The following is a 230-nucleotide window of genomic DNA, read 5'->3' as shown; positions in this document are numbered from 1 at the left end:
TCGCGCGCCGCCAACGCGGGCCTGAATTCGGTCTCGTCGCTGTCGGTGGTCTCGTGCAGGTCGATATGCATCCGCACGCGGCCCTTTACCGGTGCGACCAGCGCCATCAGCGCGGCGGACTCCTGGGCGGGGCTGTCCGCGCGGAACGAGCGGTTCGGGTCCAGCGCATCCGCATTCCAACGATGGATGCGTTCGTAGCCCCAGGGGCTCACGCAGGGTACGACCAGCAG

The 230-nt window shown here is 68.7% G+C and carries 1 pseudogene; it reads right to left on the bottom strand.

Annotation, left to right across the window (positions count from 1 at the left end):
- Positions 1–230: pseudogene (locus tag OH705_RS28955) on the bottom strand (peptidase); the annotation flags it as partial.

Origin of the sequence: Pseudomonas sp. BJa3 (genome assembly GCF_026343815.1) — a bacterium.
In the GTDB taxonomy this organism is placed as follows: Bacteria; Pseudomonadota; Gammaproteobacteria; order Pseudomonadales; family Pseudomonadaceae; genus Aquipseudomonas; species Aquipseudomonas soli.
This window is presented reverse-complemented; position numbering and strand designations above follow the sequence as displayed.